This window comes from Ruegeria sp. SCSIO 43209, from assembly GCF_019904295.1.
Classification (GTDB): domain Bacteria; phylum Pseudomonadota; class Alphaproteobacteria; order Rhodobacterales; family Rhodobacteraceae; genus Ruegeria.
Window position 1 is genome coordinate 2,555,184 of record NZ_CP065359.1, and the last position, 24,959, is coordinate 2,580,142.

A 24,959-nucleotide genomic window follows, 5' to 3' on the forward strand; every position below is an offset into this window, starting at 1 on the left:
AAGAACCCGGATGAAAAAATATAAAAGGTATTGAAGCTCTAGTTACTGTAGGAACTATTTACAAAGGACCATAGAGATTCTTGAGGTCCAATCATGTCATCCGATACCCATAGCCACGACCATGGCCACGAAAACAAACATGGTCACCACGCATGCGGTAGTGGCGGGTGTGGCGACATCGCCCCCGCCGGTCCAATTCCTGAAGGTGGTAGAAGCTTTCAGGTCTCTGGCCTTGATTGCGCCGAAGAGGTGGCGATCCTGAACCGTGTCGTCGGCCCGAAAGCAGGTGGTGAAGAGCATCTCGCATTTGATGTGATCAACGGTCGGATGACGCTTCTTGAAAGTGCTTCCAAGTTATCTGACGAAGATGTCATGCTGCTGGTTGCGAGTACTGGTATGACCGCCAAACCATGGGATGACGGAAATGCCGCCCAGGACCAGGTGGCGCATATTGCACGTCAGCGGCGGTTCACCACTCTTAGCGGAGGGTTTTGGGCAGCAGGTTTTGGCTGGCACATTTTCGAAACCGGCATGGGCGGTGCGCTCGGGCTGTTCTCGGGACATGGTGAGGTTCCGATGCCTTTGCCCGAGGCAGCTTTGTTCGCGGTCGCGATCTTGTTTGGCGTCTGGCTGGTGGCCCCTAAAGCCTGGTCTTCGGCGCGTCGACTTTCGCCGGATATGAACCTTTTGATGGTTGTTGCCGTCGCTGGTGCCATCGCTCTGGGTGAGTTTTTTGAAGCCGCAACTGTAGCATTTTTCTTCTCGCTCTCTCTTTATCTGGAAAGCTGGAGTGTCGGACGTGCTCGGAACGCGGTATCCGCGCTGCTTGATCTGGCCCCCCCGACGGTTCGGCTGGTTCGTGCTGACGGTTCTGAGGCAACGGTCCCGGCGGCGGATGTCTTTGTCGGTGACAGCTTCATCGTTCGCGGTGGGGATCGCATTCCACTTGACGGGGAAGTCATCGAAGGGGCCGGTGCCGTTGACCAGGCTCCAATCACAGGTGAAAGCGCGCTGATTCCCAAAGAGCTGGGTGATGAGGTCTATGCCGGCACAATCAATGGTGAAGGCACCCTCAAAATACGTGCGACGAAAACAGCGTCAGACACCGTGCTTGCCAAGATCATCCGGATGGTCGGTGATGCTCATGCTCGCCGTGCGCCGGTTGAGCAGTGGGTTACAAAATTTGCGCGGATTTATACGCCCATCGTTATGGTCGTCGCAGTGGCCATCGCCCTGATCCCACCGCTTGTATTTGGCGCATCGTGGGGCTTCTGGTTTTACAATGCACTTGTTCTGCTGGTTATCGCCTGCCCCTGTGCGCTCGTCATTTCCACACCGGTTTCAATCGTTGCGGCTTTGACCGCTTCGGCCCGGGCTGGGGTTCTGATTAAGGGCGGCGCATATATCGAGGCCCCCGGGCGTACCACCGCACTGGCCATGGACAAGACCGGCACGATCACCATGGGTGAGCCTGAAGTGGCCAATGTCTATCCGCTGGGCGGCGCATCCGAGCAAGAGCTGTTGGCGAACGCTGCAAGCCTTGAGGTTCGGTCTTCACACCCGCTGGCCCGCGCCATTTTGACCAAGGCAGAACAGACCGACATTTCGATATCGGCGGCTGAAGACATCCGAACCGTTCCCGGTCGTGGTCTGGAAGGCCGTACCGAGCGTCGAGATATCTGGCTTGGCTCCGACCGCTTCGCTGTAGAGAAAGGCTTTGGCGCGTCCATCCCTGCCGAGTTGCGCAACCAAATCGAAAGCGCGGGAAGCACACTTGTTGTTGTCGGGGATGAGAACGGGTTAACCGGTTTGCTTGAGCTGCGGGACCGCATTCGACCCGAAGCCCGAAGCATCGTAGCCCAGCTTCATGCGCAGGGCGTGAAGTCAATCATCATGCTGACTGGTGACAACGAACAAACAGCGAGAGCGGTAGCAGCCGAAGTCGGCATCGACGAAGTCCGGGCCCAACTTCTGCCGGAGGACAAAGTCGCTGCGATTGAGGAACTGGCAGAACAGCACGAGATGGTTGCGATGATCGGCGATGGCGTCAACGACGCGCCTGCGATGGCTCGGGCACATTATGCAGTTGCGATGGGTGCAGTTGGATCTGATGCTGCTATTGAGACTGCAGACATTGCTCTGATGACTGATGACATCGGCAAAGTACCCCGGCTGATCGATCATTCACGTCGAACCATGTCGATCATCCGTCAGAACATCGGCTTCTCACTTGCGACCAAAGCACTGTTTGTGACCCTTACCGGTTTTGGATTGGCATCAATGTGGGGTGCAATCGCCGCAGATGTCGGAGTGTCCTTGCTGGTCGTGGCTAACGCCTTGCGGCTTCTGAAAGCCTCGGAGGGTAACATACACTCAACAGGAACAGAAACCGTTGGAACGCCAGGTGAAAATGCTGAATTGGCGCATGGGCAGTAATCAGGCGCGCGGCACCTAAGATCGCGTGTGCTGTGGGATGCCCACTGAAATCAGCATCCCACAGCCGATTTTCACAATCTATCACTGTGGCGTGGTGCCCGATGTATCAATCAGTCTTGGATCTTGTATGGCATTTCATCCTGAAGATGAGGGCACATTGACACTGATCTGGCTTCCCGGAGCCGCACTTTAATCAGTCAACTTCATCCTGAATGAGGGGGGTTAGTTTGGATCGCCCCACTGCCCCACCCTCTGCTACTGCCAGATCCATTGCCATCATCCTGTAATCACCGCGCATCCATGAAGAAAACAAGTTCTTGTAGAACCGCGAAAGCGGGTGTCCCGACTGCCCGGATGGTGTCAGGAAAAAGAAGCCTTTGTCTTCTGAAACAGACATGACGGCCTGAAAATTCGTGCCGATATTTGTTGCAAACGGTTTTTCGTCAGACATCCCGAATTGAGACGAGAGCAATGAATAAGGTCCTCCGGACTTCGGTTCCCGCACAGATAACAACCCATTGAGGAATCCGGCTGGGCTAACCGCAGACCAATCCAGATTCACAACGTGTTCAGATCCCCAGCTCCACGAAGAAAGGTCGGGACCGTAGCGCTCGGTTATCCAGACGAGCGCATCGTCGAGTGCGAGAACGATCCACTCGTCGCTGGTTTCGACACGAGTTGAGGTGCGATTGTCACACCACATCGCGGCCTCTTCTCTATTTGAAAGAACCGCGGCAAGAAAATATGGATTCGGATTGGTCCACAAATCACGCGCCGCAGGAAATTCATCCTGTAGAAATCGGCGTTGCAAAGCACGCGCCCATGCCCAGAATATCAATGGCTCCGGCGAAAAACGATCCATTTCACCGTTCCATTCAGCCAAGCGGTTCAAGGCATCCTGTCGGATTCCATCGAGCGGGTCGTCGGTTGCGGGGATCATGGGTGCAGAACGCCACAAGTCCGCTGCCATCAGAGGCAACAAGCTACGCGCTGCTGAACTAACGGTATCTTGTTGTACCGCCATAACACCATCAACTGAAAAAACGCGTTGGCGCGCATCAAGTTCTTTGAGCCTTTGCTGCCGAAGCAGGATTGCATCTTCATCGGAGATGCCCGGCCAGGTCATGACGTCTTCTTTGTCAATAACGACGGTCTCCAACCCGAACAGAGGCATTTCAGAGATCAACTTCACGGCGTCTTTTGCGGTGACTACCTGTGTCAGTCGGTAAAGAGTTCTCAAAAAGATATCGCTATCTACCCGTTCGGATGTACCGTTTTGCAATTCAGGTTGCCCGGCATTTGAGTCCAAGGCCCAAGCAACGTCATTTGAACGACCCAGAACAACGAACGGAACGCCGGGCAAAGTCGCCCCTGCTACTGCCCCCGAGGGAAATTGAAGATCAGCCATGTACAAGGTTGATGGGAGCGAAAGCGGCCCGCTAGTCTCGATCGCGAGAATTGGGGAATTGGAAACCGTTCGTTCACTGGTCAATGCCCAGGCACCCAGCCGAGCTTTTGGCGTGCTCTTGAGCAATCCGGGTGTTTTCGGTCTGTCGCCTGGAATTGACGCGCCGCCACTCTCGGCCTGCCGCAGATTGCCTAAGAACTGTTGAGTTATTCTGAGACTATCCTCTGGCCGCCAGGCCATGATTGTCTTTTCATCGTACAACAACAGTTCTGGTGCCCCCCGGCCACGCCGGCCTTTTGACACCTCCCCGATCCAGGCATTGACACCGGCTGCATAGGCAATCAGCATTTCAGACAAAACTGGATCTATATCGCGATATCGCGGAACTGGTACTTTACCCGAAGCGGACCGTCGTTCCCTTAACATCTGACCCAATCTATCCTGCGCATGAACGAAACCAAGTGCGAAATAGGCATCGGACGGGGATGAAGCCGAGATATGTGGGATCGCCATAGAGTCCCTCAGGACGTCCACAGAATCTTTCAAACCCTCTAACCTAAAATCTTCCTCATAGTCCGGAAGAGAAGCCAGCATGAGATATGTAGCCGTGACGAAACAGACGGTAGCGATGAACAGGGCTGCAAGAACCAACCCAAGCACAATCCTGAGCAGCGCTTTCAATTTCAACCACCATTCGGATCAGCCTAGGAAATCAGACGCACAACTGCGATCGACAGAAAGAACGCAATCAGGCCACAAACGATGGCGTATCCTGCAGCATACTGAAGAATATCAAGGCTGTTGCCATTCCGGCGCTTTGCCAGAACGCCACCCCAAACGGCGCCAACCAAGGCACCCGCGATTGCCATCATCTTACATCCTCTGATTTTGTTCATTTGCGGTGCAGTTCACTTCAGGCGTTCAAACCGTCAAACTGATAGCCGCGCGTCTGAAGGCGTTCTGAAAGAACTCTCACGAGTTAACTTCGCGTTTCTTGGCAGTGAGATCGCCCAGCTGCTTCTCAAGCTGTGCCCGTGCACTACTTAATCGCTTTTGCGCTGCTTCGTTTTCTACCTTGTCATTCGCAGCGGCAGCAAGTCGATCGTCAGAAAGCGGGTCTGTCGGGCGCCCGTCGACCAATACTTCATAATGAAGATTTGGGCCGGTCGCGGTGCCGGTCGACCCGACACGACCAACCACCTGGCCCGCCTCCACGCGCTGACCTTTGGTCAGACCATCGGCGGTTGCGCTAAGATGCGTGTATCGCGTGACCGTGTCCGATCCATGAGCGATTTCGACCACACGCCCATACCCCCCGCGCCAACCAATATAAGACACGCGGCCCGGGGCCGTCGCATGCACCGGAGTACCACGTGCGGCAGCAAAATCGACACCTGTATGCATCCGAACATTTCCGTAGACCGGGTGCTTCCGCCGACCAAAGACAGAACTCAGGCGCGCGCCCTCGACTGGCTGCGAGAAGACGCGAAGAAGCTCACCATCTACATAGATTGTGGCGCGGCCATTTTCGGCATCTGGCCATGCTATTTCATAAAGTTGGTCATCAACCTCCAGCGCCGCAAAAATGAGTTCTGGCTGGCCTGTTCTCTCGCCATCGATGCTCTTTTCGCGCCAGAGAAGACGGAGAGCTTCACCACCTGTCAGATCCCTCCGAAAATCCACTGTCCCGCTCAGCATCTGCGCCAGATCCACCGCAAAACGAACCGGGATCTTTGCGCTACTCAGCGCATTTGAAATCGAAGTTTCGATCTCTGTTTTGCGGGCAAGAATGACGGTGTCGGGTTCTGGCGAGACCACGCGCGTGGACAACGTTTCGCTGAGTATCACCTCGATTCTTACACCACCTTCCACCGCAAGCTCCACGCTCTGCGGTTGATCCGCTGCGGTGGTAACGACTGTTATCGAGTGACCCGGGCGCAAACGCTGCAAATCATATTCAGCGCCAAGCGCAAGTGCGATTTCGGCCCGATCGGTTGCGTTGATCCCGGCTTTAGACAGCAAACTGTCGAGCGTGTCGCCCAACGCAAGTTCGCGCGTCCATGTCCGTGAAGGCGGTTCAACAGGTGGCAAAGGTTCCTCTGCCTGAATGGGTTCCGGTTGAGCAGGTCGAAACGAAACGGGGCTTGGAGCGAGTTCTGCTGATGGTACGTTCAGCAACGGAGCCGATGTGATCTGCGGTTCCGCAGGAAGCTTGGGCACCGGAAAGACCGTGGGCGCAGGCGCCGTCACTTCAGACCTGTTCGAGGCAATGAACACGATCGAAGCAATTGAGACGCTGCTGATCGCGATTGCCGAGGTTGCTAGAAACCGTGCGTTCATGATGTTTTATCCGCTCCACTTTTCAAAGCACGACGGATCTTGGGCACAGCGAATTCTCTCTGCTCATGATAGTCGATGGTGCTGACAAATTCGCCTGTGGGGCTAAACAGAAATACACTTGCAGTGTGGTTCATTGTGTAGTCGCCATCTTCCATTGGAACTTTTTCATAAGTGGCGCGAAAATCGTCTGCGGCCTGAGCGATTTGGTCCGAAACGCCGACCCACCCACGGACAGCCGGATGAAAGTAGCTGACATAGTCGGCCATAGATTCGACTGTGTCTCTTTCAGGGTCTACGGTTATGAACACGACGTTCAATTCATCCGCGTCATTGCCCAGATCATCCAGCCAGAGGGAAATATCCGAAAGTGTCGTCGGGCAAACATCCGGGCAGTAGGTAAAGCCGAAGAACACCATTGTTGCACGTCCGACGAGCGATTGCGGGGTGACGGTGGTCCCTTCGTGATCAACCATGCGAAAGTTCATGTCTGACAACGCAAGGGGACGAAGGCGATCAGATTGAGCCGCTCCCGGCCCATCCACTTGCCACCATCCGGCAAAGAGATTCAGGCCGATTACACCAAGTCCAGCAGCCCCGAATTTGAGAACGCGTCGCCGCTGCATCAGTTCTCGGGGCCTCGCGCAGCAATGCCAAATATCGGCACGTTGACAGTCTTTTCTGCGCCATCGGCAAAGATCAGAGTCAGCGTAAAGCTCTCGCCTTCGGTCATAGGGCGTTGCAGCCGCATGAGCATTGCGTGGAGCCCGCCCGGCTCAAGCGCTACGGAACCGCCCGGCGCAATTTCCAGCTCGCCAGCTGGTGCCATGGAACTGACGCCCTCTGCATTGGTCGATGTCTGATGGATCTCGGGCATCATCGCAAGATCGGTGCGGATAGACGTCAGCGTGACGGCCTCATTGCCGGTGTTGCGGATCGTCATGTAAGCGACGCCAGGTCGGTTGGTGCCAATTGAAGCGCGCGACCAGGCATCTTCAACGACAACATCGCCGCCCCCTGCCAGTACAGGTGCCGATATAATGGCAGTGGTGCCGAATGCGGCAAGCACACCTGCCAGAAGTGTATTTTTTGCAGTGAGTCTCATAGTACCTCTCGCTACTGCTCAGCTTTGCAGTGCTGCAACTTCTGCAGCGACCAGGCGTCTCAATTCAGCCTCACCAAACGGATCCAGAGATTTGCCATTGACGAAGAATGTCGGAGTTTGCCTTATACCGACCGCTTCGACATCAGCGCGATCCTGATTGAGAACACCGACTGTCTGGGGCGCAAGCATTTGTGCCTGCGCTGCCTCGGCATCCAGTCCCGCCGCTGCTGCAATTCGAATAATAAGACCAGGCTCAGGCGCACCATGCGCGGCCCATTTGGGCTGCTCTCGCAACACGGCTTCCAGTACCGGTTCAAAGACCCCCTGCATGCGTGCCGCTTCAAGCACGCGGATCGCCTCCTCTGAGCCCTCGCCATGGAAAGGGGTGTACCGGATCACAACGCGCACGGCGTCTCCATGCTGAGCCATTATGTCCTTCACGACCGGATGAAAGGCGCGGCAGGCTTCACAAGCCGGATCGAAAAATTCGACAATTGTAACCGGTGCATCTTTAGGGCCGAGAACAGGCGAGTAAGAACGGATAAGTGTTTCAGCGATTTCGGGTGCGACAGGCTCGATATTGCCTGAAGCAGTCGTTCGGTTCACGTACCAGGCGGCGGCCCCGAATCCGGCCCCACCGAGCGCGAGAACGGACAAGATCATGCCACGTCTGTTCATACTTGTTTCTCCTTGAGTGAAAGAGCACATAGAGCGCCGATCAGCGCAAACGAAACGAGCGCCATCAGCGGAATCGGGATGCCCAAAACAGATTGATTTGCGTCGGTGCAGGACGGACCACTTGCCGAGCATGGTTGGATTTTTTCGGGGATCAGACCAGCATACAGGCCCATGTGCCACAAGGCGACAGCAGCGCCCCCAAATGCCAGTGCTATCCCGTATCGCCCCACGTTCTGGTCCTGCCACCACAGGCCAAGCCCCAGTACGATCGCCAATGGGAACATGAACGCGCGCTGGAACCAGCACAGCACACAGGGCGTCTGCCCCAGGATCTCTCCAATGAACAGAACAGAAAGAGAAGCAACCAAGGCAATCGCCCAGGCCAGGCCGAGAAGTGTATCTTTGGAAAACCGGGTCATGGTGCTCAGAGTCTCTGTTTCAGATCCGCAAGAATTTCTTCGGCAGGCGTGCCATATGACCAGGACTGGACGAATCCAGCGTCCTTGTTGAACAGAAACAGATGAGAGGTATGCCCCATCGTATATCCATCCGGCGCAGTGGCTTGTTCGATCCGTTCGTAGAATATCGGGAAGGTCTTGGACGTTTGCGCAATCTGTTCTGGCGTGCCTGTAAGCCCAATGATCCCCGCATCGAAAAGTGGTACATACTCGGCCAGGACTGCCGGGGTGTCGCGTTCGGGGTCAATGGATACGAAGATAGGTTGCACTTGGTTTGATTGGCTTCCCAGCCCTTCCTGCACTGCTGCTACCTCAGACAGTGTTGTAGGGCATACGTCCGGGCAGTTGGTGAACCCAAAAAACACCAACATCCATTTGCCCGCAAAGTCGTTCTGAGTACGAACAACGCCAGAGTGATCTGTCAGTTCGAACCTGGCTTCGAACGGGACAGACCCCTCCTCAATCCGCGCAGGTCTATATTCTGACCACAGCATCAGATAGGCAAATGCCGCCGTTGCGACACCAGCCAGTACCCATAAGATTTTTTGAAATACGGTCAGTTTCAAAGTTAGCCGTCCGCCTGTGATTCTTGGTTCAGAACGGCATGTACACCCTCTACCTGCTAGAGGTTCAAAGGGGATTTTGAGCCTGCGGCTGGGTGTCACAGGTCCACCGGCTGGAAGGTGCTATTGTGCGGTGCCAACCCGAACCTACATAAGCTGTAACTTTGTAAGGAGACCCAGATGCTGACGATCGGAACGCTTGGAAAAAAGACCGGAACCAAGGTTCAGACGATCCGCTACTACGAGCAGATCGGACTTATGCCGGAACCGGGGCGCACCGAAGGTGGCCAGCGGCGTTATGGCCATACCGAACTGGATCGCCTGGCTTTTATCCGTCACGCCCGCCAACTGGGGTTTTCGCTTGAAGCGATACGCGAACTGCTTGATTTGTCCGACGATCCGGATCGCCCATGTCATGAAGCCGACCGTATTGCGCGCCGGCAACTCAAACAGATTGAGCAAAGAATGGCGCGGCTAGAAGCGTTGCGGACCGAACTGGAGCGCATGGTGCATGAATGCAGTGGCGGCAACACCTCGGATTGTCGTGTACTCGAAGTTCTACGCGATCATTCCGAATGTCTTACTGATCACGAAGACATCGGCGCGTAACCCTAGGCAGCGTTGTTGCGAACTGGAAATAGCCTCTTGAAGCTACAGTCACTGTAGCAATTACAAGTCTTTCTGAGTTGATTCGACGAGAGACCAAATGCTGAACCGAGACCCGTTGTTAACCGCCACACCTCTGCTTGATTTTGAAACACCCGCAATTTCTGGGCTCATAACGGAACGGCGCTGGCCCGATCTGCCTATCGGGGATCGAATTGGCGCTATTTATGATTTCGTTCGTAACGAGATTGCCTTTGGTTACAACCGTGCAGACGATATCCTGGCTTCAGAGGTGCTCGCTAACGGCTTTGGGCAATGCAATACCAAGGGCACTCTTTTGATGGCACTGTTTCGCGGCAGCGGTATTCGATGCCGTTTGCATGGCTTTACGATCCACAAAGAGTTGCAGAGGGGTGTGGTCCCCGAATTGATTTATCCGCTGGCGCCAGAAGAAATCTTGCATTCGTGGGTCGAAGTCGAAGTAGACGGTCGTTGGGTCAACCTCGAAGGATTTATTCTGGATCAGCCATACTTGGAGGCCTTGCAGCATAACTTTGCAGAAACAGAAAGCCTGTGCGGTTATGGGGCGGGTACCCGTTGTTTGAGCACCCCTCAGGTCGAATGGGAAGGTCGTGACACGTACATTCAGAAAACCGGAATCGTGAAGGATTTTGGCGTTTTTGATAGTCCGGATGCGTTCTATGCTGACCATGCGCAAAGTTTCGGGAGCATTCGTGGTTGGCTCTATCGCTTCATATTCCGTCACTGGATGAACGCGCGCGTACGTTCCCTGCGCAATGGGAAGCTGAAGGCTCGAATGGCCGCCACGCATACACACGGAAATGCATAGCGGGGCTTCAACTGAAGCGCTTTTGCAAGGCCGTATTCAGTGCCTCTGACAATAAAACCAAAACGATGATTGCCAACGTCACGGTCGCAGCCTTTTCATACTGAAACGACCGTACGTAGGTTTGTACATACAACCCGATGCCACCGGCACCGACAATGCCCAGTATCAGGCTTTCGCGCAGATTTAGCTCAAACCGAAATACGGTATCGCGCACGATCACAGGCGCCATCTGCGGCCAGATTGCCCAACGCAACTGTTGAATTCTGTTGGCCCCTGCGCTTTCAAGCGCCGCCACAGGAGCGGTGGCAACATTGTCGATGGCTTCCGCATAGAACTTTGCCAACATGCCGGTCGCGTGAAATGTGATTGCCAGAATACCGGGAAGCGGGCCCAACCCAACAGCGCCCACCATTAGCATAGCGACCAGGATCAGTGGGATCGACCGGATAACCGCAAGCAAGGCACGGACGGGACGCCAGATCGCTGCTGGCACCATAGTTTCAGAGGCCAAAACGGCCAGTCCCGCCGACAGGATCACAGCGAACAATGTTCCCAGAATGGCGATCCTCAGTGTCTCCGCCAGCCCGGTCAGAACCTCGCGCCAAACGGACAGGTCAGGTGGGATCATGCGCCCCAAAAACTCTGCCAGACGGGGTCCCGCGCCTGGCAGCTTGCCCAATCCCATATCTCCGCTGGTCAGCGACCACAGGATCGCCAGCACCAGCATGACCCAAATGACGGATCGACCCATCAACTGACTACACGCAGCCCCGATGTGACACCGGCACCGTGATACAGTTCATCGATGTCCCCGCTGGTCAACTGAGCCGACGGTTTGTCGAACAATACCACGCCATCTCGCAGGCCTATGATGCGCTCAGCAAAGCGGCGTGACAGGTCGGGCTGATGCGAGCTGAAAATGACGCCGGTTTCGCGGCTACGTGCAGAGCTGGTGATCAGGCTCAGAATGCGTTCGGCGTGAGCAGGGTCCAAATTGCTGACGGGCTCATCCGCAAGGATCAACTCGGGTTCTTGTGCCAGACATCTGGCAATCGCAACGCGCTGCCGTTGTCCACCCGACAACTGATCGGCACGGCGGCTTGCCAGATCGGACAGCCCCGTATCCTGAAGCGCTCGTGTCACACACATATGGTCCTCTTCCCGAAACCGACCCCAGAGTGAGGACCAGATAGTCATCCGGCCCATCCGACCGTTCATCACATTCTGATAAACACTCTGCCGATCAACCAATGCGAATTCCTGGAAGACAAAGCCAGTATTGGCACGGTCCTCGCGGGATGGAATTCCTGTTGCCAAAAGTGACTTGCCCAGCACCTGGGCCTCTCCCTGCCAACCGCTCGAACGACCATCCAACAACGCCAGCAACGTTGATTTGCCCGCACCCGAAGGACCGAGTAGCGCGACGCTTTCACCGGGCTGCACCGACAGCGAAACATCTGAAAGAGCTGCCGCACTGGCAAAGTGCTGCGATACCGCGTTGAGTGAAACTACAGGGTTCATTTCAGAAACCCATACCGCCGCGCAGTTTCGCGCACGCCTTCGTAAACCGATGGATCTGCAGGGAGATAGCCGTCCGGGCCGTAAAGGTAAGCCAGCAGGTGACGGTTCTCACTCTCGTTGAGGCGCAGCATGGTTTCAATGAACTTTGCCTGCAGCCCGGCGTCCAGATCAGGGCGGGCAATGATTGCGTGGCTGGGAATTTGTTCTGATTCCGCGAGCACCCTGATCTCGGCCTGCTGATCCGGAGTCAGGTAGAGATCTGCATACTGGCTCGCGCCCGCAGCATCGACCAGTCCGTTGGCCATGGCCTGCATCGCTTGCTGATAACCACCGGCAAAAAATTTCTGCCCGAAAAAACTGTCAGCATCGCCCGTGCCCGAGAACAGCCCGGCGCGCACAAACAGATCAAGCGGATAGATGTAACCGGATTCCGAGACCGGATCAGAAAAGGCAATGTCATGTCCCCGGAGATCGGCCAACGTTTCGATACCGCTGTCACGTCGCACGAAGACACGGCCCGAATAGCTGGGTTGCCCGCGATAAACCTCGGACAACAGCGGTACGGCGCCGATCTGGTCTTCGGCCAACACAAAGGGCAACGCTCCCATGAACGAGATATCGGCATCACCGTTGCGCAACGCCTCGACGGCAGCAGCGTGGTCGAACGTGACAAACCCCGTGACCGGGACGCCCATCTGCTCTGAAAGCCAGCCGGTGATGACGTTGATGTCACCCAACAGCTTTTCGGGGTTCTCCTGCGGGATGAAGGCCAGCTTCAGCCCCTGGTCAGTTGCAGCCATTACGGGCAGGGCTGCAGATGCGGCTGCAGCACCCAGAAAATTGCGGCGCGACAACATCAGAACATCCTCTCGTCAATTTCGGCCTGCATGGCCTTGAACAGTTCCCACTGGCGGGTGGCTTCGGTCCAGTTTCCTTCGGCGCTGGCATCGCCAACCGCTCGCAGGATCGCGGCGAATTCGTAGATTTCGGGCTTGGCGTTCTGATTGACCATGACACTGGCATCCGCCGCCAGATCAGGAGCTACCGTGTCGATCAGAACCGCTATGTTTTCGGCATCCTGCATCGGCAGCAGGGTATCGAGCGTGCTGGCGAATGTTGTCAGCTCCTCCCAGGACAAGCGGAATACGCTGTTGCGACCCTCGAATACTTGATAGGGTTCTTCACCGTCTCCAACAGCTTCGACGTAGGCCGTCAGATCTGCGCGCTGTGCTTCGTCCAAACCCAAATTTTTGGTATCATTGAACCAGTCAACAACGCTGGCCAGCGTCGGCAGCGATCCGTCATGCATGTAAGGTGCAGTGAAATTGACGTTGCGCAGCGTCGGGGTTTCGAACGCAGAAGCCGTGCCGCCGGGGAATGGTGGTTCAGCGCTGCCGATGTCGTAGGTCAGACCATCGCGGAACTGACGGTCAGGCGTGTGACACGAAGCGCAGGACTTGTCACCAAGTCCTGCAAATTTGGTGTTGAATAGCACCTCCCCGCGCTTGGCGTCATCTGACGCCAGATCCGTCAGCTTACCGGACCGATCGATCTTTGGGTTGGGAAGAAAGTCGAACTGTTTGACATAGGCTTCCAGCGCGTCCAGTTGGAACGGCGTTGGTTCCTTTCCCGCGAATTCGGTCACAATCACATTTCGGATGAACCGGCGCAGGCTGGGTTCGCGCCCGTCGCGGCCATAAGGTGCGGTAAAGCGGATGCCGCGCATGGAAGGCGTATCCAAGTGATCATCGGTCCGATCATTGAACATTGGATTGAAGAACGAACCGTCCACATCCATCCCACCCGGATGGGATGACAGGCCGGGAATGAAGAAATCCCGGTTCACGTCGGAGCGGTTGTGGCAGGTCGAGCAGGCGATGCCTAACTCGCGCGCCGGGCCGCCGAAGATTTCAGGGCTGTCGAACAGCATGTCGCCATAGGCCACCAGCGGTAGATTGGCTTCATCCTCACCCGCCTCCTCAAACTGAAGAACCAGCCGTGGCAGCTGCGCCTGATCTCCGATGTTTGACCCTGGCGGCAGCGTGGCGGGCATTGTGATTTGTTCGCCGGAAAGCACAACTGTTTCAGGCAGCGGTGTTAACTTGTCGCGTTGGGCATACTCGGATGGCAGATAGTTGGCACGAATATAGGCAGCGACAATGGCCTGAGCTTCTGCAAATTGGTCGGCATCCACCGTTTGTGCACCATTGCCCAGTACTCCTGCGCTGCCAAGGGTGGAGTTCAGAACCAGCCATGCCCGGCCCAGATCGCGAGCCGCCGACGCATCCGCAGCCTTGATACCATCTTCGAATGCGCGGAACAGAGCTGCCGCTTGCGCAACCTCGCGTGCCGCTTCAGGCTGACCCAACGCGGTCTTTGCGACATCCAGATGGCGCAGGATTCCCTCAGCAATGGCAATTGTGCTTGCTTCGAACAGCGCCTGGAGATCTTCGGCTTGCATAGCTTGGTTGATCGCAAGCGCCTCTTTGTCGGAAACGCGTGACAATGGAGCGACCTGAATGTCACTGCCAGGTGCGGGCGAGGTCCAACTCCTCTCAATTTCACCCCAGGGAACCGGGGTTAGATTTCCCATGAACAAGGTCAGTCGATACGCGGCAGCGCGCGGAGCCCAAGGAGATTCTTCAATCGCCGTGGCATCGGCGATCACTGGCAATGCGCAAAGAAGTGTGGACGCTATTAGATACTTCATAGCTCTGTCTATTAAAGTTAGCCTTGTCTAATTTATTGATGAAGGCATGCTCATTGTCAAGTTCGGCTTTCAGGTGCATACACTAGTGACTGGATTACCGACCTAATCGTGAGCCGATGACTGAAACGACACCGCAAGATTCAGATCGTACTATTGACACTCAGGCGAGTGGATTTGAGGCTGTGCGACAGGCCCACCAAAGCGAAATGGTTGAAGACTACGTTGAACTTATTGCGGAGTTGATCCATCAGAATGGCTCGGCGCGCCCGGTCGAAATAGCCGAGCGGTTGGGCGTAACCCAACCTACGGTTTCGAAGAATTTGGCCCGTTTGAAACGAGAAGGTTTCATAGAACAAATTCCCTACCGCTCACTTCAACTGACCGATGCCGGGCGTCAATTGGCGGAAGCTTGTAGAAGGCGTCACCGAATTGTCGTGGATTTCCTGATCGCCTTGGGTGTTTCAAAGGAAGTCGCAGAGCATGATGCTGAAGGTATTGAGCATCATGTAAGCGAAGAGACTCTTGCAGTTTTCAAAGGGTTCGTTAGGCGGACTGAGGAAACAAAGTAGAAACTAAAAACCTAAGTTGTGCTGGCGAATTCTGGCACTCTTAGTTTTAGAAAGACTAAGACCACTTAAACCTTTGTTGGGCCGTTGCACTAGCCCCGCACGAACCCTTGTCGCATCTGAAAAGCGAAAATTGAGCGGGTTTAATGATTGAATCTTTTCCCAAGCAGCCAAGGTAATAATCGGTCTAGCTCACTTATTTTCATTGGGGATCGAAACCTTTAGCGGCAGTGGCCTTACTACAGCAGCTATCCCCCAACTGAATTGGCGGACACGGTACAGTCGCGTAGGAACAAAAGACACAGCAATCGCCTTCCAACGGTTTCAAAACTGCCTCACATGATTTGCATTCATAAAACCACTGGCACGAGTCAGTTGGCATTTTCTCGGTTTCAACGTGCCCACACCGAGGGCAGGTCAAAATGCTATCGAGCACCACAGTTTGATTTGTCATTGTCTCACATCTGCATGATTAGATAGTCGTTGATTTGAGCCTTATTGAACACGATGACCCATGCCAACGCGGTAGTCGCCGTGCTTCCGACAAGCCACCATTTCAGATTTGCCAACGTCCCGTTTAGATGCGCTAAGAACCACGAAACCGCGACCAGCGCTGTTGAGACGGCGAGAACATAGTAGCTTGCCGCCGCTATTTTTCCGAATACTGCCAACCAACTGCCGCCCAAGCCTAACAACATCATGGCCATTGGAAGAACACAGCATGTTGCGACGCCCAGAGCTGAAACCGATCCCAAGTAGCTGAGGTTCACGTATTTCTTCATCTTTTGCTCCCGAGATGCTCGATTTGATTGTGTTGAAGCACCGGTATTCAGAGCGTATAACTCCTGTAGTAACTACAGGATCAAGTGGAGGCACTTCACATGATTGCGATAGGTGAGGCTTCCCGGCAATCCGGGGTTGGCATAGAAACCATCCGCTACTACGAACGCGAAGGTATCGTACCAAGACCCGTGCGAGCTCTGAACAATCGTCGCCTCTATGCAGCAAGCGATGTGGGAAGACTTCGATTTTTGAAGAGGTGCCGCGACCTGGGATTTCCTCTCCCAGACGCAAAGGCGCTTTTAGAGCTGTCAGAAGGAAGTGCCGAAGACTGCTGGTCAGTGAAAGAACTGGCCGAGGCGCATATTGCCAGCGTTCGAAGCAAGATTGATGAGCTCAGACGTCTGGAGCGTGCCTTGAGTGAGCTTACTGCCAATTGTGATAGCGGTAATGTTCACTGCCCGATGCTGCAAAGCCTGCGAACGATGGATGATATCTGACTCTGGCCACCGGGCGGAAGCTCAGAGTCTGAGATTTGGCCAGATCAGGTCAGACCAAGGTCTGTGGTGCGGTAACAGATTGTAGTTCATAGTCGATTTCACGATGAGAGCGAAAGTAACTGACCTGACGATTGGCAATTGGTCGTTGTCGCGAGTCTTTCTTGCGGCCAGTATCTTCGTGATGGGTACTGCTACCGCAATCGTTGGGGTCTGGGTGTCTAATCGAATTCAGAACGCAGTCGTGCAAAACTCCGCCAACTCCGCAGCGCTGTATATGGAAAGCGTAGTTTCCCCGCTCAGCCAGGAATTGGCACATGGCGACCGCCTTTCTGAGCAGGCGAGCCTGGCTCTGGACGAGATTTTCATGACCCAGCCAATGCGTGACCGTATCGTTTCCTACAAATTCTGGAAGCAAGGCGGTGTGATTGCGCATGCCTCGGATACAGACATCATAGGAAACCGTTTCAATCCAACGGATGATTTAAGGCGAGCGTGGAGCGGAGATATCTCCGGCTCTTTCGAAGAGCTTGATCATGCCGAGAGCGCCGCCGAGGCGGCATTGGGGATACCACTGCTTGAAGTTTACAGCCCCATCCGCGAACTCTGGTCCGGCGAAATCATCGCAGTTGCGGAGTTCTACGAAAGAGCTGACCAGCTTGAGTTAGACTTAGCCAAGGCTAGGCGAACAAGTTGGTTGGTCGTCGGCTCCGCATTTCTGGCAAGTACTATTGTTCTGTATTCCATTGTCGCAATTGGCGACAAAACAATTCGACGACAGGGGTCTCTTCTTAAACAGCGGTTGAAAGAAAGTGAGAAGATGGCTGAGCAGAATGCGCTGCTGCGGTCGCGTGTGGTCGAGGCGTCGGAAAGATATACCACGCAAACAGATCGGTTCCTCAAGAATCTTGGAGCTGAGCTACATGATGGCCCTGCGCAATACCTGTCGCTCGCCGCCCTTAGGCTGGAGGCGGCGTTTTCCAAAGAGTCGGAAAGGCCTAAAGAGGCAGTGGAAATTCAGCAGTCTTTGCAAAAATCGCTGGCTGAAATTCGTGCAATTTCGCGAGGGCTGTCCGCGCCAGATATCGATAGCCTGTCACTCGTCGATGTTGTGAAGAGAGCCGTAGAGGATCACGCCGAACACAGCCCGTTGCGACCGGATATTTCATTCCTGGGTAGCCAGGCCCCGGAGTTGTCATTGTCCGACAAACTGTGCGTTTTTCGGTTCCTCCAGGAAACGCTTTCCAATGCCGCTAGATATGCTCCAGCTTCCAAGTGCACTGTTATCGCTGAGGCGCAGAACGACCGCATAGTTGTAAAGATCACAGACGACGGACCAGGATTTGACAGGTCAGAAGAAACCGCGTTGCGAGACGATGGTGGCCAGGGGCTTATGGGCTTGCGAGATCGGGTCGAGAGCATTGGTGGCAGGTTCGACGTCGCATCGAGACCGGGCGAAGGCACCACCATAGCTATGACACTATTTCCCAGAAAGTTAGGCACATCATGACTACATCTGTCGTAATAGCCGATGATCACCCGATATTCAGGGATGGTTTGCAGCGCACGTTGGATGAAGCCGATGGCTTCGAAGTTTTAGCCGCTGGGTCCAGTGCTGAAGAGGCAGTATCGCTGGTCGGCACGCATCAGCCGGACATAGCTATTCTTGACCTCTCGATGCCCGGTGGCGGGATAAGCGCGACACGTAAAATCGCGGCGATGGCAAATCCACCTGTCATTGCAATCTTGACAGTCTCAGAGAACAGCGGCGATGTCGCGGACGCCTTGGAGGCGGGTGCGATTGGGTACATTGTGAAGGGAGTAACCGCAAGCGAACTAACCGCTTCTTTACGCAGCATCGCCGCAGGTGAAGGGTTCGTTTCTCCTGGCTTGGCCTCGCGGGTACTTCTTCAAATCAACGCTGACACCGGCATGTCTGTTAACAGCAGCATTCTAGATGACCTTACACATCGTGAGGAAGAAATACTGAGACGTGTGGCCAAAGGACTGAGTAATCGTGAAATCGCTGACGAGTTAGACCTCCAGGAAAAGACCGTGAAGCACTACATGACCGCGGTCCTGTCCAAGCTTCATGCGCGAAATCGGGTAGAGGCCGCGCTCATTGCACATGATGTTTGGAACAAGGGAGAATAGCTGCGGTCTCTTTGACGACTATGGCGACCTCTCACTAAGAGAAGCCGCCAACGATTATCGACTGAAGTTGCTGTTCAGTTAGCAACCGACTGTAACCTCCGGCGATCAGAGGCCGTTGCGTTTCTTTCGACAACAGTCCGGTTGTACGGGTCTTTCAACTCGTAACGCCCAAACTCGATCTCCTCTTTCCAACCATTGGCATAATTCACTTCGATATTGTTGCCTTGGCGTTCGATTTTCGTGGGTCGACTTCCAGCAGTGCCGCCTTGCCCAGATGAGCGTACATTTTCGATTGAGATACCATTCGCCAAGGACCGAAGCCTTGAAACGTCAGCGCCGGTCGCGGCCCGCTCCTCAACAGTTCGGTTCTGAGCATTCTTTCTCTCATACCGCCCGTTTTCGATCTCTTCCTTGGTTCCGTCCGAGTAACGCACCTCAATGCCGTTGGCGTTCGTTTCGACCTTTGTTATCCCAGCCGAACCCGACGATTTGCCCCCTGAATTAGACTTATCCTTCTTTCCGCTGCCCTTATTGGAGCGTTTGGAGTCATCATCGTCATTATCGTCATCATCATCGTCGTCGCGAGCACTTTTTCCTGATCCCGAATTGTCGTCCCGGTCATCATCTCTGTCGTCGTCTCGATCATCGTCTCTATCGTCATCACGATCATCATCTCGGTCGCCACCACGGCCGCTATTACCCGACCCCGAATTATCATCCCGATCGTCGTCGCGATCATCATCCCTGTCATCGTCACGATCATCATCCCTGTCATCGTCACGATCATCCCCGTCTTTCCCTTTGCCGCTTTTGGCAAAGGCATATGACGGTTCAAAAAGTAGGCGACCATCCTTATCAAAGGTTGGCACATAAGGCGTCGCGGCAATCAACGAAGCCAACGCCGCGGTACTTAGAAGTTGACCCAGCTTTCTTTGAATTTTCATTTTCGCCTCCAATTTTGATCGACACGCTTCGTGACATTGGAGACAGGCTACTACCGGTCCGACTTTCCCACATCGGGCTTAGGTCTGACGAATTTCAAGCCGAACGTCTTAATCAGATCAGTCAAACCAATAGATTTTTTGCAGAACCAAATGAGCAGTTTAGTGAGGATTAACCCCGTCGCCTTTCAGCTCGTCATCAGGTTCGAGGTGGATGACAAAGACGGAACCCGGGTACAGACACTCTAGTTCTTCCTCTATGTCGTTACATATATCGTGCGCTGCGCTGACTGGCATCGTGCCATCCACAACAAGGTGAAACTCTACAAAGATAACATTCGCGGATCTGCGGCCTTTGAGGTCATGATACTCTAAGGCTGCGCCAAGGTTTGCTTCGATTGCATTAGAAACAGTCTGCAAGTCATGTTCCGACAGGCTCACATCCATCAGGCCATCGACGGATGCCCGAATAACTTTCCAGCCCTCCCACAAGATGTTCAGCGCAACAAGAATTGCCAGGATCGGGTCAAGGATCAACCAGCCGGTGACAAGCGCTAGTATCAGTCCTGCGACGACACCAACAGAAGTCATAACATCCGTAAAAATGTGGCGGGAGCTCGCTTCCAAGGCGGGCGATCCCTCGCGCCTACCTGTCCTAAGCAAGAGGTAGGCCCATGCACCGTTCACACCCGTTGCAACGATATTGACGGCAATTCCAAGCAGCGGCGCATCCTCAAGATGCGGGTTCGGGAGCGCCAGTACAGCTTCTCTGATGATCAAGAACGCCGCCAACACAATCAGCGCGCCCTCAACCACGGCTGAAAGATACTCAGCTTTTTTATGACCAAAGGGGTGGTTTTGGTCAGGGGGCTTATTGGCAACCCGAACTGCGAAATACGCCAACAAAGCCGCGACAACATTCACGGTTGATTCCATTGCGTCCGACAACAAAGCCACCGAGCCTGTCAGCCACCAAGCCAACAGTTTCAGGGCCAGTACCGCAATGGACATCGGAATGGACCAAAGAGCGATTTTTTGTGTCATTTGGCCGCGACCCTCAGTCAATCATAAACAGAAACTCGAGCTATTGCTGAGCTCCGAAGTTCAAAATGTAAAACAGGTGTTTGGTGAAAAGGGAATAGGCCTCACAGCTTCGTACTGGCGACCGACGACAGCATCTGGCCCCCCGCATAGCGCCAAACGACTGTTATTCGGATGGAAGCCCCGTCGACGAAACAGGAACAGCTTTGAGATAGGCGGCAATCGCCAAACGGTCCTCATCCGTGAGGCGTGATGTGTTCTCGATGACGTCCACCATCTCACCACCAGCGCTGTCATAATCCGGTGTGAAGCCGGATTTCAGATACTCGGCAATGTCTGCCTCAGACCAATCAAGCTGGTCTGCGGTCAGGCCGGGGATACGCCCCTTTCCGCTGGGGTTTGGTGCTCCCGTCAACCAGAGATCGCGTTGCATGCCCCCTAAGCCGTTGCGTGGTGTATGGCACTCAGCGCAATGGCCAAGAGCCTCCACTAAGTACCGGCCATGTCGTTGTTGGTCGGTTAGATCCCCATCGAGCACCCAACCTGGCGACATGAACAAGAGCTTCCATCCCCCCAATCCGCGCCGAACGCTGAAAGGAAAACCTACGTCATGCGCAACACTTTCCGTTGCGGCTGCTGGCAGCGTGCCGAGGAATGCGTGTAGCGAAACCACGTCTTCGGCCGACATGTTGGCGTAAGAGGTATAGGGAAACGCTGGGAAATAGTGCTGCCCTTCGGGTCCGGTTCCATAGATCAAGGCATTGGCCAGATCCAGGGCAGACCAGGATCCGATACCAGCTTCCGGGTCACTGGAAATGTTGGGGGCAATGAACGTGCCGAATTCCGTCTCAAACCGGCGACCACCAGCGAGCGCTAGCTTGTCTTCACCGATCGCATCCGGCGCTGAATGACAGGATGCGCATCCTGCCGCGTGGAACACGATTTCACCTCTGGCAAGATCTGGGTTCAAACCGTCGAGTCGTGATTGATCCATTCGTTGAGGTCGGGTCAGGACCAAACCGGCCAACCCGACCAAAACAATGACGATTGCGACAAAGAAAAGAAAGCGCCGCACCGTTAGTGCCCAATCAGTTCTTTGGAGCTCTGTATGCTTTGTGACATGCCGAACAGCTTCCGCCCAGATCGCCCATCGCTGCTTTCAGGGCATCAACATCTTGACCTGCCGCAGCCTGCATCGCAACAGCGGCGTCTGCCATGGCCTGCCCTTTTGCACCCACGTCAGGGAAGTTCTCCCAGATCGCAGGCAATGCACGGGTGGTCGGATCGGACACATTGTCAGATCCCTGGGGCCACATCGCGGATTGATCGATTTGTGTCAGTACAACAAGATTATTCGCGGCCCGAGTTGCGGCCTCGGCATCATAATCGACCTCTCCCTTAGCCATTCCGCCAAGTGTACCAAGGTTGAAGGCATAGAGTTGCATGATTGAGGTACGAGCTTTCACAGCTGGGTTTTCACTTTCTTGGGCGATGGCTGTGCCAATGGCGGCCAATGACAAAAGACCGGTCGCGAATACTGAGAACTTCTTCTTCATGATGTGTCTCCCTGTTTAATGCTCCGAATGTTAACTTGAACGATTTTTCTTGTAATTGTTTGTTATTGGTCGTCACTTGTTAATTTATGAACAACGAAAACTGGGATGATATTCGGTACGCGCTCGCCGTAAGCAAATACGGCTCACTCAATGCAGCGGCAGCGGCACTGGGCGTCACGCATGCGACCGTGTTGCGAAGGGTGGCCGCATTCGAAGAGCGCAATAGCTGTGTGATTTTCCAGAAAAGCCCTTCGGGATACTCCGCCCTGCCCGAGGCCAGAGCAGTTCTGTCGGCTATGGAAAGCGTCGAAGATGCGGTGCTATCGGTCGAACGTGCGCTTGTAGGAGCAAACCGGTCTCCGGTAGGTCACGTACGTATCGCGTCAACTGACAGCCTTTGCCAGCTTGTTTTGCCCCAAATACTTAAAGAGATATCCCAGTTGTACCCTGGCTTGGAGCTGACTTTATTGAGCGGCAACAGCCATCATGATTTATCGAGATTAACTGCGGACATCGCCGTAAGGCCCTCCATAAAACTTGAAGAAGGGCTTGTTGGGGAACGCGCAGGTACGCTGTCATTTGGAGTTTTCGACGACGGCGGCACCAATCAAAAATGGTTGCGGCTTGATGGGGCATTGAGTCGTTCTCTTCCAGCAAAATGGCTTGCCGATCATGTCAGTGCGGATGAAATGACCAACGGAGCAGATAGCTTCTTAGTGCTTCAGCAGATGGCTGCATCTGGGGTGGGCAGAGCGTTTCTGCCCTTGTTCATCGGGAACGCGGACCCTCGGCTTCAGCTATCGAGCGAGATGGATCCTAGAATTGATGTTCCACTGTGGGTCGCGACACTTGATGAAATAGCACACACTCCGAGGTTTGCCATTGTACAACGAGCTTTGATTGATCGCATAGCCAACAAAACACTCTGCCGCTGAGAACAACGGGAAGTCGCGCCCTCGCTCGGGCGGACTGTACGCTTTCAGGCCTTCAAGGGTTTCGTCCGGTGGCAGGAAACGCGCGATCATTAAGGTTACTAACGTCGCAAAAGGCGCGGCTGACCTCTAAGGCAACCCCATTGTTCGCTGCCTGACCTACAAATCAGCTCTGATTTTCCGAAAGGGAAGTCAGATCAAACCAAACAGTCCGTCGGAGCATGAACTGGAGGCGGTGGGTTAGTTTATGAAGCAAATGTCAAATTCAACTAATGTCTAACATTGGGGGCGTCTTCTGATGACGAACGTCCACCGCTTGTCTGGTCCAACTATGACGGTTAGGTCGGGTTCGCTTGACTTTAAACAACAGGAATGCGGGGAGACATATAGCTTTGCGATTCGATAGATATTAGTTTACTGATTTTATATGTTATTTTTCCTTAGAGGAGCGCAGACACTAACATTCGCAAGTCAAGGCATTTCCGATTAGTCAGCGCCCTTCTTAGAATTTCTCAGGTATTAGCTGCGTCTCGACCAATGAGCAAACGCGCTTCTCTCTGACATCCACTGTGGTTTGTGCCGGCTGGTGATCAGAGCCCGTAATAGGCCTTCGGCATCATCCATAGCCTCGCTCGTTTCGCAAATCGTGATGCCCAGGTCGTCTAAATTCGTTTTGTAGAGCTCCGAACAACGAGTCGTGTGGCGAGCTCTTCGGATTTAGGTGCCTGATCAGAAGCGATCCAATCGGCTAGCGCGTCTGCTGCTCGTTCACCCATCTTAGAAACAGGTAGATGCACGCTTGTCAGAGGCGGAACGGTCACGGACGAAATTGGAAGGTCGTCAACGCCCATCATAGAAATCTGATCCGGGACGCTGATGTTTTGCGCTTGAAGACCAAGCAAAACCCCAAGCGCAACGACGTCAGATAGGCATAAAATTGCATCTGGCTTGGTGTTTAGACCGCCGAGGTGTTTTGCAACGTTTACTCCGCCCTGATGGCTGATCTCGGTTTCGAAGGTTGAAAGATTTCCAGCGAAGGGAAAGGTTGTAATGCCTGCAAGGCGAGCTCGTGTGCGATCATTGTCGTGAACCGGGCCATGTACGACAGCAATGTCCCGATGTCCGAGATCTGCAAGGTGCTGCAATGCAAGTTGCGCCGCGGCTGCGTTATCATACCCGATGGTCGGCAACGGGTTTTCGGGGTCAAAGAAAGACGTAATGATTGTTGGCAACATAGTGCGCTCGATCAGATCGAGCAGCGCGGCATTGTGTGTGGCTCCGGTGATAATCAGCCCCTCAGCTCCGATATCCAGCAGGCTTTTGGCTTTCTTGGCTTCGATATCCAGATTTGCCTCGGTGGTTGCTACGATCAGTGACAATTGGTGGTCCGACAGCTTGCGCTCTAGCGCCGCAAGAAAGCGGGCAAAGATTGCGTTGTCCAGAGTTGGGACCAATGCGCCGACAAATCTAGTGCGTCCGGAGTTGATCGCGCGCGCGGCCGCACTTGGGACAAATTTGAGGTCAGCGATGGTGGCTTGAACTTTTTCCAGAGTATCTTTCTTAACCACACTCGGTTCGTTCAACACGCGCGACACCGTCGCGACAGACACGCCCGCAGCCTTTGCTACATCTCTGAGATTTGCGCGTTTTTTAGGCTCTGGGGCTTTTTGCATCGTAGGATTTGGTGTCCATTTCGCGGATTTCTGAGTAAAGAGTTGACATATGTAACTAGTTTCATCAACCTCTGTAACTAGTTACATTTTGGGAATTCAGCAGCGATATGCAGGGGTCATCCGTCTTACACGCGTTTACCAACTCGG

General features: G+C 54.3%; 27 protein-coding genes. 8 read left to right on the plus strand and 19 right to left on the minus strand.

The genetic code is table 11. The annotated features are described in order from the left end of the window. Positions 1–93: 93 nt before the first annotated feature. On the plus strand, positions 94–2,436 hold the full coding sequence (locus I5192_RS12850; protein WP_223116992.1) for a cation-translocating P-type ATPase: 2,343 nt from the start codon (positions 94–96) through the stop codon (positions 2,434–2,436). 193 nt (positions 2,437–2,629) lie between these two features. On the opposite strand, the gene I5192_RS12855 is transcribed toward I5192_RS12850, so the two are convergent. The 8 genes from I5192_RS12855 to I5192_RS12890 all read right to left on the minus strand — a co-directional run bounded on the left by I5192_RS12855 (position 2,630) and on the right by I5192_RS12890 (position 8,988). Next, a complete protein-coding gene (locus I5192_RS12855) occupies positions 2,630–4,525 on the minus strand; it encodes a penicillin acylase family protein (protein ID WP_255611835.1) in 1,896 nt (631 codons plus the stop codon). A gap of 23 nt (positions 4,526–4,548) precedes the next feature. Then, positions 4,549–4,740, minus strand: a complete 192-nt coding sequence (locus tag I5192_RS12860; RefSeq protein WP_170391782.1) for a hypothetical protein — start codon at positions 4,738–4,740, stop codon at positions 4,549–4,551. 76 nt (positions 4,741–4,816) lie between these two features. Continuing rightward, positions 4,817–6,184, minus strand: a complete 1,368-nt coding sequence (locus tag I5192_RS12865; protein ID WP_223116993.1) for a M23 family metallopeptidase — start codon at positions 6,182–6,184, stop codon at positions 4,817–4,819. Next, positions 6,181–6,807 (minus strand): SCO family protein, encoded by a 627-nt coding sequence (locus tag I5192_RS12870; protein WP_223116994.1) that lies wholly within the window; start codon positions 6,805–6,807, stop codon positions 6,181–6,183. The genes I5192_RS12865 and I5192_RS12870 overlap by 4 nt, the downstream gene beginning before the upstream one ends. After that, the gene (locus tag I5192_RS12875; protein WP_170611858.1) at positions 6,807–7,286 is read right to left on the minus strand and encodes a copper chaperone PCu(A)C; all 480 of its coding nucleotides are present in this window, start codon (positions 7,284–7,286) and stop codon (positions 6,807–6,809) included. Before I5192_RS12875 ends, I5192_RS12870 begins: the two co-directional genes overlap by 1 nt. Before the next feature lie 18 nt (positions 7,287–7,304). Continuing rightward, the gene (locus I5192_RS12880; RefSeq protein WP_223116995.1) at positions 7,305–7,964 is read right to left on the minus strand and encodes a thioredoxin domain-containing protein; all 660 of its coding nucleotides are present in this window, start codon (positions 7,962–7,964) and stop codon (positions 7,305–7,307) included. Then, complete coding sequence (locus I5192_RS12885) at positions 7,961–8,383, minus strand: disulfide bond formation protein B (protein ID WP_170424835.1); 423 nt, start codon at positions 8,381–8,383, stop codon at positions 7,961–7,963. Before I5192_RS12885 ends, I5192_RS12880 begins: the two co-directional genes overlap by 4 nt. A 5-nt stretch (positions 8,384–8,388) precedes the next feature. After that, positions 8,389–8,988: an SCO family protein gene (locus tag I5192_RS12890; protein WP_370644311.1), complete on the minus strand. Its 600-nt coding sequence runs from the start codon at positions 8,986–8,988 to the stop codon at positions 8,389–8,391. A gap of 177 nt (positions 8,989–9,165) precedes the next feature. Between I5192_RS12890 and I5192_RS12895 the strand changes: the two genes are divergently transcribed. Both I5192_RS12895 and I5192_RS12900 read left to right on the plus strand, forming a co-directional pair. Then, positions 9,166–9,594, plus strand: coding sequence for a helix-turn-helix domain-containing protein (locus I5192_RS12895; RefSeq protein ID WP_223116996.1), 429 nt, complete (start codon positions 9,166–9,168; stop codon positions 9,592–9,594). A gap of 97 nt (positions 9,595–9,691) precedes the next feature. Further along, on the plus strand, positions 9,692–10,441 hold the full coding sequence (locus I5192_RS12900; RefSeq protein WP_223116997.1) for a transglutaminase family protein: 750 nt from the start codon (positions 9,692–9,694) through the stop codon (positions 10,439–10,441). 7 nt (positions 10,442–10,448) lie between these two features. Here I5192_RS12900 and phnE read toward each other — a convergent pair whose 3' ends face one another. From phnE to I5192_RS12920, 4 genes are read right to left on the minus strand one after another with little or no spacing between them, the layout of a single operon-like run. Next, a complete protein-coding gene (gene phnE / locus I5192_RS12905; protein ID WP_223116998.1) occupies positions 10,449–11,192 on the minus strand; it encodes a phosphonate ABC transporter, permease protein PhnE in 744 nt (247 codons plus the stop codon). Continuing rightward, complete coding sequence (locus tag I5192_RS12910) at positions 11,192–11,962, minus strand: phosphonate ABC transporter ATP-binding protein (protein ID WP_223116999.1); 771 nt, start codon at positions 11,960–11,962, stop codon at positions 11,192–11,194. The genes phnE and I5192_RS12910 overlap by 1 nt, the downstream gene beginning before the upstream one ends. Next, positions 11,959–12,819, minus strand: a complete 861-nt coding sequence (locus tag I5192_RS12915; protein WP_223117000.1) for a phosphate/phosphite/phosphonate ABC transporter substrate-binding protein — start codon at positions 12,817–12,819, stop codon at positions 11,959–11,961. The genes I5192_RS12910 and I5192_RS12915 overlap by 4 nt, the downstream gene beginning before the upstream one ends. Then, positions 12,819–14,672: a cytochrome c peroxidase gene (locus I5192_RS12920; protein ID WP_223117001.1), complete on the minus strand. Its 1,854-nt coding sequence runs from the start codon at positions 14,670–14,672 to the stop codon at positions 12,819–12,821. Before I5192_RS12920 ends, I5192_RS12915 begins: the two co-directional genes overlap by 1 nt. Before the next feature lie 116 nt (positions 14,673–14,788). On the opposite strand from I5192_RS12920, the gene mntR reads away from it, so the two are divergent. After that, positions 14,789–15,241 carry a manganese-binding transcriptional regulator MntR gene (gene mntR, locus I5192_RS12925; protein ID WP_223117002.1) on the plus strand — a complete coding sequence of 151 codons (453 nt, stop codon included), beginning with the start codon at positions 14,789–14,791 and terminating at the stop codon, positions 15,239–15,241. Between the two features lie 199 nt (positions 15,242–15,440). On the opposite strand, the gene I5192_RS22525 is transcribed toward mntR, so the two are convergent. Continuing rightward, entirely contained in the window at positions 15,441–15,692 is a 252-nt protein-coding gene (locus I5192_RS22525; protein WP_255611837.1) for a GDCCVxC domain-containing (seleno)protein, read from the minus strand. Between the two features lie 4 nt (positions 15,693–15,696). Then, complete coding sequence (locus tag I5192_RS12930; protein ID WP_223117003.1) at positions 15,697–16,020, minus strand: hypothetical protein; 324 nt, start codon at positions 16,018–16,020, stop codon at positions 15,697–15,699. A 99-nt stretch (positions 16,021–16,119) separates the two neighbouring features. Between I5192_RS12930 and I5192_RS12935 the strand changes: the two genes are divergently transcribed. The 3 genes from I5192_RS12935 to I5192_RS12945 all read left to right on the plus strand — a co-directional run bounded on the left by I5192_RS12935 (position 16,120) and on the right by I5192_RS12945 (position 18,669). After that, positions 16,120–16,518: a MerR family transcriptional regulator gene (locus I5192_RS12935; RefSeq protein ID WP_223117004.1), complete on the plus strand. Its 399-nt coding sequence runs from the start codon at positions 16,120–16,122 to the stop codon at positions 16,516–16,518. Positions 16,519–16,882: 364 nt separating this feature from the next. After that, a complete protein-coding gene (locus I5192_RS12940) occupies positions 16,883–18,025 on the plus strand; it encodes a sensor histidine kinase (RefSeq protein ID WP_170597576.1) in 1,143 nt (380 codons plus the stop codon). Then, the gene (locus I5192_RS12945; protein ID WP_170392761.1) at positions 18,022–18,669 is read left to right on the plus strand and encodes a response regulator transcription factor; all 648 of its coding nucleotides are present in this window, start codon (positions 18,022–18,024) and stop codon (positions 18,667–18,669) included. The genes I5192_RS12940 and I5192_RS12945 overlap by 4 nt, the downstream gene beginning before the upstream one ends. Positions 18,670–18,743: 74 nt before the next feature. Here I5192_RS12945 and I5192_RS22530 read toward each other — a convergent pair whose 3' ends face one another. The 4 genes from I5192_RS22530 to I5192_RS12965 form a co-directional block, all read right to left on the minus strand. Next, positions 18,744–19,613: a hypothetical protein gene (locus I5192_RS22530; protein WP_255611839.1), complete on the minus strand. Its 870-nt coding sequence runs from the start codon at positions 19,611–19,613 to the stop codon at positions 18,744–18,746. Between the two features lie 159 nt (positions 19,614–19,772). Next, positions 19,773–20,654: a cation diffusion facilitator family transporter gene (locus I5192_RS12955; protein ID WP_223117005.1), complete on the minus strand. Its 882-nt coding sequence runs from the start codon at positions 20,652–20,654 to the stop codon at positions 19,773–19,775. A 163-nt stretch (positions 20,655–20,817) separates the two neighbouring features. Beyond that, entirely contained in the window at positions 20,818–21,726 is a 909-nt protein-coding gene (locus I5192_RS12960) for a cytochrome c (protein ID WP_255611841.1), read from the minus strand. Between the two features lie 13 nt (positions 21,727–21,739). Then, entirely contained in the window at positions 21,740–22,207 is a 468-nt protein-coding gene (locus I5192_RS12965) for a cytochrome c (protein ID WP_223117006.1), read from the minus strand. An 86-nt stretch (positions 22,208–22,293) separates the two neighbouring features. Between I5192_RS12965 and I5192_RS12970 the strand changes: the two genes are divergently transcribed. Then, positions 22,294–23,142, plus strand: a complete 849-nt coding sequence (locus I5192_RS12970) for a LysR family transcriptional regulator (protein WP_223117007.1) — start codon at positions 22,294–22,296, stop codon at positions 23,140–23,142. Positions 23,143–23,801: 659 nt separating this feature from the next. Here I5192_RS12970 and I5192_RS12975 read toward each other — a convergent pair. Further along, positions 23,802–24,812: a LacI family DNA-binding transcriptional regulator gene (locus I5192_RS12975; RefSeq protein ID WP_170625029.1), complete on the minus strand. Its 1,011-nt coding sequence runs from the start codon at positions 24,810–24,812 to the stop codon at positions 23,802–23,804. Positions 24,813–24,959: the final 147 nt, after the last annotated feature.

Excerpts from the sequence above, each read along its gene's own strand:
- I5192_RS12850 (WP_223116992.1), top strand. The coding sequence starts at position 94 with ATGTCATCCGATACCCATAGCCACGACCATGGCCACGAAAACAAACAT.
- I5192_RS12860 (WP_170391782.1), bottom strand. The coding sequence starts at position 4,740 with ATGAACAAAATCAGAGGATGTAAGATGATGGCAATCGCGGGTGCCTTG.
- I5192_RS12865 (WP_223116993.1), bottom strand. The coding sequence starts at position 6,184 with ATGAACGCACGGTTTCTAGCAACCTCGGCAATCGCGATCAGCAGCGTC.
- I5192_RS12870 (WP_223116994.1), bottom strand. The coding sequence starts at position 6,807 with ATGCAGCGGCGACGCGTTCTCAAATTCGGGGCTGCTGGACTTGGTGTA.
- I5192_RS12875 (WP_170611858.1), bottom strand. The coding sequence starts at position 7,286 with ATGAGACTCACTGCAAAAAATACACTTCTGGCAGGTGTGCTTGCCGCA.
- I5192_RS12880 (WP_223116995.1), bottom strand. The coding sequence starts at position 7,964 with ATGAACAGACGTGGCATGATCTTGTCCGTTCTCGCGCTCGGTGGGGCC.
- I5192_RS12885 (WP_170424835.1), bottom strand. The coding sequence starts at position 8,383 with ATGACCCGGTTTTCCAAAGATACACTTCTCGGCCTGGCCTGGGCGATT.
- I5192_RS12895 (WP_223116996.1), top strand. The coding sequence starts at position 9,166 with ATGCTGACGATCGGAACGCTTGGAAAAAAGACCGGAACCAAGGTTCAG.
- I5192_RS12900 (WP_223116997.1), top strand. The coding sequence starts at position 9,692 with ATGCTGAACCGAGACCCGTTGTTAACCGCCACACCTCTGCTTGATTTT.
- phnE (WP_223116998.1), bottom strand. The coding sequence starts at position 11,192 with ATGGGTCGATCCGTCATTTGGGTCATGCTGGTGCTGGCGATCCTGTGG.
- I5192_RS12910 (WP_223116999.1), bottom strand. The coding sequence starts at position 11,962 with ATGAACCCTGTAGTTTCACTCAACGCGGTATCGCAGCACTTTGCCAGT.
- I5192_RS12915 (WP_223117000.1), bottom strand. The coding sequence starts at position 12,819 with ATGTTGTCGCGCCGCAATTTTCTGGGTGCTGCAGCCGCATCTGCAGCC.
- I5192_RS12920 (WP_223117001.1), bottom strand. The coding sequence starts at position 14,672 with ATGAAGTATCTAATAGCGTCCACACTTCTTTGCGCATTGCCAGTGATC.
- mntR (WP_223117002.1), top strand. The coding sequence starts at position 14,789 with ATGACTGAAACGACACCGCAAGATTCAGATCGTACTATTGACACTCAG.
- I5192_RS22525 (WP_255611837.1), bottom strand. The coding sequence starts at position 15,692 with ATGACAAATCAAACTGTGGTGCTCGATAGCATTTTGACCTGCCCTCGG.
- I5192_RS12930 (WP_223117003.1), bottom strand. The coding sequence starts at position 16,020 with ATGAAGAAATACGTGAACCTCAGCTACTTGGGATCGGTTTCAGCTCTG.
- I5192_RS12935 (WP_223117004.1), top strand. The coding sequence starts at position 16,120 with ATGATTGCGATAGGTGAGGCTTCCCGGCAATCCGGGGTTGGCATAGAA.
- I5192_RS12940 (WP_170597576.1), top strand. The coding sequence starts at position 16,883 with ATGACCCAGCCAATGCGTGACCGTATCGTTTCCTACAAATTCTGGAAG.
- I5192_RS12945 (WP_170392761.1), top strand. The coding sequence starts at position 18,022 with ATGACTACATCTGTCGTAATAGCCGATGATCACCCGATATTCAGGGAT.
- I5192_RS22530 (WP_255611839.1), bottom strand. The coding sequence starts at position 19,613 with ATGAAAATTCAAAGAAAGCTGGGTCAACTTCTAAGTACCGCGGCGTTG.
- I5192_RS12955 (WP_223117005.1), bottom strand. The coding sequence starts at position 20,654 with ATGACACAAAAAATCGCTCTTTGGTCCATTCCGATGTCCATTGCGGTA.
- I5192_RS12965 (WP_223117006.1), bottom strand. The coding sequence starts at position 22,207 with ATGAAGAAGAAGTTCTCAGTATTCGCGACCGGTCTTTTGTCATTGGCC.
- I5192_RS12970 (WP_223117007.1), top strand. The coding sequence starts at position 22,294 with ATGAACAACGAAAACTGGGATGATATTCGGTACGCGCTCGCCGTAAGC.
- I5192_RS12975 (WP_170625029.1), bottom strand. The coding sequence starts at position 24,812 with ATGCAAAAAGCCCCAGAGCCTAAAAAACGCGCAAATCTCAGAGATGTA.